This is a genomic window from Aquabacterium sp. (assembly GCF_044226965.1).
Classification (GTDB): domain Bacteria; phylum Pseudomonadota; class Gammaproteobacteria; order Burkholderiales; family Burkholderiaceae_C; genus Pseudaquabacterium.
In genome coordinates, this window is record NZ_JBGAGA010000001.1 from 211548 (window position 1) to 218060 (window position 6513).

A 6513-nucleotide genomic window follows, 5' to 3' on the forward strand; every position below is an offset into this window, starting at 1 on the left:
TCGCTTCCTGCCATGAACTCGTTTGCATTCCTGTTCCCCGGACAGGGCTCCCAGTCGGTCGGCATGCTCGATGCGTGGGGCGACCACCGCGCGGTGCGCGCCACGCTCGAGGAAGCTTCCGATGCGCTGGGCGAAGACATCGCCCACCTGATCGCCGCCGGCCCGAAGGAGGCGCTCGATCTCACAACCAATACCCAACCGGTGATGCTGACGGCCGCGGTCGCCTGCTATCGAGCCTGGCGCGACGAGGGCGGCCGCGAGCCGGCGGCGGTGGCCGGCCATTCGCTGGGCGAATACAGCGCGCTGGTCGCCGCCGGCGTGCTGAAGTTGGCCGACGCGTTGCCGCTGGTGCGTTTTCGCGCGCAGGCGATGCAGGAGGCGGTGCCGGTTGGTGCAGGCGCGATGGCTGCCGTCCTGGGGCTCGATGCGGCGGCGGTCAGTGAAGCCTGTGCCAGGGCTGCGGCCGAGAGTGGCGCAGTCGTCGAGGCGGCCAATTTCAACGATCCGAAGCAGACCGTCATCGCCGGCAGCAAGGCCGGTGTCGACAAGGCCTGCGAACTGTTGAAGGCCGCCGGCGCCAAGCGAACGCTGCCCCTGCCGGTATCGGCGCCGTTCCACTGCGCGCTGATGCGCCCGGCGGCCGAACGCCTGAAGGCCAGGCTCGCCGAGGTGCCGTTTGCGGCGCCCATCCTGCCGGTCATCAACAACATCGATGTGGCGGTGCAGGCGGATCCCGAAGCCATTCGGGATGCTCTTTATCGCCAGGCCTTCGGGCCGGTGCGGTGGGTCGAGGTGGTGCGGGCGCTGCGCGGCCGCGGCCTCAGCCACTTGATCGAATGCGGGCCTGGCAAGGTGTTGGCCGGCATGGTCAAGCGCATCGATGGCGAGGCGGTGAGTGCAGCGCTGCATGATCCGGCCAGCCTCGCGGAAGTGAAGGGGATGCTGGCATGAGCGGCACTTCGCAGGTTGCGCTGGTCACGGGCGCGTCGCGGGGCATTGGCCGCGCCATTGCGCAGGCGCTGGCCGCGCAGGGCTTCGTCGTGGTCGGCACGGCCACCAGCGAGAGCGGTGCTGCGGCGATCGGCGAGTGTCTGGCGGATCGGGGTGGCCGCGGCCTATGCCTGAATGTCAACGATGGGCCGGCGGTCGAGGCGGCGGTGGAATCCATCGTCAAGCAGCACGGCGGCCTGCATGTGCTGGTCAACAACGCCGGCATCACGCGCGACACGCTGGCCATGCGCATGAAGGACGAGGACTGGGACGCCGTGATCGACACCAACCTCAAGGCGGTGTTCCGGTGCAGCCGCGCGGTGCTGCGCACGATGATGAAGCAGCGCCATGGCCGCATCATCAACATCACCTCGGTGGTCGGGGCCAGCGGCAATCCTGGTCAGGCCAACTATGCGGCGGCCAAGGCTGGCGTTGCCGGCATGACGCGCGCGCTGGCGCGCGAGCTGGGCAGCCGCAACATCACCGTCAACTGCATCGCGCCCGGCTTCATCGCCACGGACATGACCGCGGGACTGCCAGAGGCCCAGCAAGCCGCGTTGCTGCAGCAGATTCCGCTGGGCCGCCTGGGTACACCGGAGGAGATTGCGCATGCAGTGGCCTTTCTGGCCTCTCCGCTGGCCGGCTACATCACCGGCGCCGAACTGCACGTCAATGGCGGCATGTTCATGAACTGACGTTTGCCCTCAGCCGGTCCGCGCCCGGGCCGGCGGCTGCGCCGTCTGCGTGTCCCTGAGCGGTCATGGCGGCGCCGCTAGAATCCCGGGCTGGCTTTTTTGCATTCACTCCTGGAGGAGTCATGAGCGATATCGAATCCCGTGTCAAGAAAATCATCGCCGAGCAACTCGGCGTGCCCGAGTCGGACGTCACCAACGAGAAGGCCTTCGTGGCCGACCTCGGCGCCGACTCGCTCGACACGGTGGAGCTGGTGATGGCCCTCGAAGACGAGTTCGGCATCGAGATCCCGGACGAAGAAGCCGAGAAGATCACCACCGTGCAGCTGGCGATCGACTACGCTGTCAAGCACCAGAAGAGCTGAGTCCTCGAGCAAGGGCCGTAGCGCATGAGCCGTCGTCGCGTCGTCATCACCGGTCTCGGGCTGATCAGCCCGGTGGGCAACACGGTTGCCGAAGGCTGGACCAATCTGTTGGCCGGCCGTTCGGGCATCGCCACCATCGAGCGTTTCGACGCATCGGCCCTGGCTTGCCGCTTTGCCGGCGAGGTCAAGGGTTTCCAGGTCGAGGACTACATCCCGGCCAAGGAAGCCCGGCACATGGATACGTTCATCCACTTCGGGATGGCCGCTGGGATCCAGGCCGTGCAGGATGCCGGTTTGCCGACGGGCGATCAGTTGAGCGAACAGCAGGCCGAGCGCATCGGATGCCTGATCGGTTCAGGCATCGGCGGCCTGCCGATGATCGAGCTCACGCATCAGGAGTACGTCACGCGCGGAGCGCGCCGTATCTCGCCGTTCTTCGTGCCGGCGTCGATCATCAACATGATCTCCGGCCACGTGTCGATCAAGTACGGCTTCACGGGCCCCAACCTGGCCATCGTCACCGCATGCACCACCGGCTTGCATTGCATCGGCGAGGCAGGGCGGCTGATCGAGTACGGCGACGCCGACGTGATGGTTGCCGGTGGCGCCGAATCCACGGTGTCGCCGCTGGGCATCGGTGGATTCGCGGCCGCGCGTGCCCTGTCGACCCGCAACGACGACCCGAAGACCGCGTCGCGCCCGTGGGACAAGGACCGCGATGGTTTCGTCCTGGGCGAAGGTGCGGGCGTGATGGTGCTCGAGGAGTACGAGCATGCCAAGCGTCGAGGTGCCAAGATCTATGCCGAGCTCGCCGGGTTCGGCATGGGAGCGGACGCCTTCCACATGACCGCACCGAACGTCGACGGTCCCAAGCGCTCGATGATGGCGGCCCTGCGCAACGCGCGGGTCAATCCGGGCGACGTGCAGTACCTCAACGCCCATGGCACGTCGACGCCCTTGGGTGACGTGAACGAGACCAACGCCATCAAGCTGGCGTTTGGCGACCATGCCAAGAAGATGGTCGTGAATTCCACCAAATCGATGACCGGCCACCTGTTGGGCGGCGCCGGCGGCATCGAGAGCGTGTTCACCGCACTCGCGCTGCACCACCAGGTGTCGCCCCCGACGATCAACATCTTCAACCAGGATCCCGAGTGCGACCTGGACTACTGTGCCAACACGGCGCGTGAGATGCGCATCGATGTCGCGGTGAAGAACAACTTCGGCTTTGGCGGCACCAACGGCACGCTGGTACTGCGCCGAGTCTGAGCCCCGCGGGGCAGCCCGGTGATGCGCGTTGCTCCGCCGGCTGTCGAGGTGGTGCTGGGCCGTGGTCGAGTGGAGCGCTACGCCGCAGCGGTCCTGTATGGCGTGGCGTCGGGCGTGACGATGGCTTGGTGGCTCTTGCGCGAACAGGTTCTTGACGGCTGGCGGGTGCCCGCGCTGGTGGCCGCTGCGGCGGTGCTGGGGGCGGCCGTCGGTTGGCGCGTGCTGCGGCCGATGCAGGGTCGCCTGGGCTGGGACGGCACCGGCTGGCGCTGGCAGCCCAGCGGCCAGACCGGCCCGATCGGCGCAGGCATACCGCTGCAGGGCGTGCAGTTGCAGTGCGACCTGGGCAACTGGCTGTTGCTGCGCGCGGTGCGAGGCGGGCGTCGGCCGGCGCTGTGGTGCGGGGTGTCGGCCTGGCAGGCCGGCCCCGCGTGGCATGGTTTGCGACTGGCCCTGTACCACCGCTTGCCGTTGGCGGCACGGGGCGCGCGATGAATCCGGATCCGGCCGACGTCCAGTTGGCGCGCGTTGATCCGGGCACGGGGCGCGCGATGAATCCGGATCCGGCCGACGTCCAGTTGGTCGAGCGCGCCAAGCGCGGCGACATGCGGGCCTTCGAGATGCTGGTCATCAAGTACCAGCGGCGCATCGAGCGGCTGATCGCCCGCATGGTGCGCGACGTCGATCTGGTGCAGGACATCGCGCAGGAAGCCTTCATCCGCGCTTACCGCGCCTTGCCGCAGTTCCGCGGCGACAGCGCCTTCTACACCTGGCTCTATCGAATTGCGGTGAACACCGCGAAGAAGACTCTGGTCGAACTCAAGCGCGATCCGCTCGTGCTGGAGTCGGCGAGCGGCGGCGGTCAGGACGATGACGATGAAACTTCCCGCGTCGAGCGCGAACTAACCGACGGCGCCACGCCTGAGGCGGTGCTTGCCAGCAAGGAAATCGCCGAAACCGTGAACGCCGCGATCGAAGCGCTGTCTGATGATCTGCGCCAGGCAATCACGCTGCGCGAGATCGAAGGCCTGAGCTATGAAGAGATTGCCGAATTGATGAACTGCCCGATCGGTACAGTACGGTCGCGCATCTTCCGGGCGCGTGAGGCCATTGCGCAGCGGCTGCGGCCGTTGCTCGACACGCGCGAGGGCGAACGGTGGTGAGCACCGGCAGTCCTGGCTTCGCAACTGGTGGAGTGCAAGAACAATCATGGTGAACTCAGGTCAGTCGGATGCGATGCGCCAGACGCTGTCGGCGCTGATGGATGGCCATGGTGACGACGAACAGGCCGACGGGGCCTGCGGCCTCTGGCGCAGCAATGCACAGTCGCGCGAGTGCTGGCACACCTATCACCTGATCGGGGACGTGATGCGGTCGGAAGATCTCGCGTGCACACCGGCGCGCGATGCGGCCTTCCTCTCGGCCTTGCGCGGCCGTCTGGCCGCCGAGCCGGTGCCGATGGCGCCACGTCCGTTGCCGCGGCCAGTGGCGTCGCGCTGGCGCGGCTGGTGGGTGGCGCCTGGCGCAGTGGCGGCGGGCTTTGTCGCGGTGGCTGGCGTGCTGGTGGTGGTGCGCATGGCCGGCACCGAGACCAAGGTGGCCGTGCCGGTGGCCACCGCGGGTGGGCAGCCGGATGTGATGGTGGTCAATGGACAGCTGATCCGCGATGCGCGGCTCGATCGCTATCTGGCGGCGCACCGCCAGGTGTCGAACGGCGTGGCGGTGCACGTGCCGGGCGCCATGGTGCGCAGCGTCGACACGATCGTGCTCGAGAACAAGTGAACGGCGCCTTGCTTCCGTGGCGTCGGCAATTCGGTCGCCTGGGCCTGGGCATGGGGGTCGGGGCTGCCCTGCTGTCGTGGGCATCGCTGGTGACCGGCCAGACCCCTGGCGATGCAGGCCAATGGCTGCAGCGCATCCAGAAGGCTGCTGCCGACCGCAGTTACCAGGGCACGATGATGACGAGCGCCGGTGGCGTGGTGTCGAGTTCGCGCGTCGCCCACATCTGCCACGGGCGCGACCGCTATGAACGCATCGAGATGCTCGACGGGCAGGTTCGCCGGCAGTACCGGCACAACGGGGTCGTGTTGACGCTGTGGCCACAGACGCGCGTCGCGGTTCTGGAGCAGCAGGACCCGGTCACCGATTTCCCCGCGCTCCCCGTGAGCAGCCAGCGTGCCTTGGAGAGCTATGAGCTTCGATCGATCGGCATGGATCGGATCGCCGGCTACGAGGCCGAGGTCTTGATGCTGAAGCCGCGAGATGCGCTGCGCTATGGACAGCGGCTTTGGGCCGAGCGTGACAGCGGTCTGTTGCTGCGCACGGATACGCTCGGCCCGCGCGGCGAGGTGCTGGAGTCCTCGGCGTTCACTGACCTGTCGATCGGTGGCAAGCTGGCGGCAGACACGGTGCTCGGACCGATGAAGAAGCTGGAGGGCTACCGCGTGGTCCGGCCCCAGGCCGTGCGCACCCAACTCGAGGCCGAGGGGTGGGGTCTTGCACGCAGTGTCCCGGGCTTCCAGTTGGTGAGCTGTGTCAGGCGCCCGCTGGATCCGGTCACCGATGGAGGGCCTGCCGATACGGCGCTGCAGGCCGTGTTTTCCGATGGCCTGACGCACGTGTCGGTCTTCGTCGAACGCTTCGATCCCCAGCGCCACAAGCCGATGCGCACGGTGCTGGGCGCCACCAACACGATGATGAGCCGCAACGGCGACTGGTGGATCACCATCGTCGGTGACGTGCCGATGGCCACGGTGCAGCAATTCGAGTCGGTGTGGCAACGCAAGCCGTGAACGGCGGCCTGGCTCTACGTTGAAGAATTTCCGGATGGTCCGGATGCTGGAGGGATAGCTTGACCATCGCAGTTTCCTGGGGGCGCCGGCTGGTGCTCGCGGCCGTTGCCAGTGCCGGAGTGCTGGGCCTGCTCGCCGGCCCCGTGCAGGCCAAGGCGGAGTTGCCTGACTTCACCGAGTTGGTGGAGCGCGTGGGGCCGTCCGTGGTCAACATCCGCACGCTGGAGCGCATGCGTGGCGGCAATGCCGGCCAGGAGCGCGGCGTTGACCCCGGACTCGAAGAGTTCTTCCGCCGCTTCGGCATTCCCTTGCCGGGCGGGCGAGGTGCACCCCGAGGTGGCAACAACAACGACGACGAGCCACAGCAGCGGGGCGTCGGCTCGGGCTTCATCCTGAGCCCTGACG

At 67.5% G+C, this 6513-nt stretch carries 8 protein-coding genes and 1 pseudogene; all 9 read left to right on the plus strand.

Annotation, left to right across the window (positions count from 1 at the left end):
* Positions 1-12 precede the first annotated feature (12 nt).
* A complete protein-coding gene (gene fabD, locus ACILR4_RS00995; protein ID WP_395698931.1) occupies positions 13-951 on the plus strand; it encodes an ACP S-malonyltransferase in 939 nt (312 codons plus the stop codon).
* Entirely contained in the window at positions 948-1685 is a 738-nt protein-coding gene (gene fabG / locus ACILR4_RS01000; RefSeq protein ID WP_395698932.1) for a 3-oxoacyl-ACP reductase FabG, read from the plus strand. Before fabD ends, fabG begins: the two co-directional genes overlap by 4 nt.
* A 122-nt stretch (positions 1686-1807) precedes the next feature.
* Positions 1808-2047: an acyl carrier protein gene (gene acpP / locus ACILR4_RS01005; RefSeq protein ID WP_395698933.1), complete on the plus strand. Its 240-nt coding sequence runs from the start codon at positions 1808-1810 to the stop codon at positions 2045-2047.
* Positions 2048-2071: 24 nt separating this feature from the next.
* Positions 2072-3316, plus strand: a complete 1245-nt coding sequence (gene fabF, locus ACILR4_RS01010) for a beta-ketoacyl-ACP synthase II (RefSeq protein ID WP_395698934.1) — start codon at positions 2072-2074, stop codon at positions 3314-3316.
* Positions 3317-3337: 21 nt separating this feature from the next.
* The gene (locus tag ACILR4_RS01015) at positions 3338-3811 is read left to right on the plus strand and encodes a hypothetical protein (protein ID WP_395698935.1); all 474 of its coding nucleotides are present in this window, start codon (positions 3338-3340) and stop codon (positions 3809-3811) included.
* Between the two features lie 56 nt (positions 3812-3867).
* Positions 3868-4479 carry an RNA polymerase sigma factor RpoE gene (rpoE, locus tag ACILR4_RS01020; protein WP_395698953.1) on the plus strand — a complete coding sequence of 204 codons (612 nt, stop codon included), beginning with the start codon at positions 3868-3870 and terminating at the stop codon, positions 4477-4479.
* A 46-nt stretch (positions 4480-4525) separates the two neighbouring features.
* Positions 4526-5098, plus strand: coding sequence for a sigma-E factor negative regulatory protein (locus tag ACILR4_RS01025; RefSeq protein ID WP_395698936.1), 573 nt, complete (start codon positions 4526-4528; stop codon positions 5096-5098).
* Positions 5095-6108, plus strand: a complete 1014-nt coding sequence (locus ACILR4_RS01030) for a MucB/RseB C-terminal domain-containing protein (protein WP_395698937.1) — start codon at positions 5095-5097, stop codon at positions 6106-6108. The genes ACILR4_RS01025 and ACILR4_RS01030 overlap by 4 nt, the downstream gene beginning before the upstream one ends.
* Positions 6109-6167: 59 nt before the next feature.
* A pseudogene (locus ACILR4_RS01035) lies at positions 6168-6513 on the plus strand (serine peptidase); the annotation flags it as partial.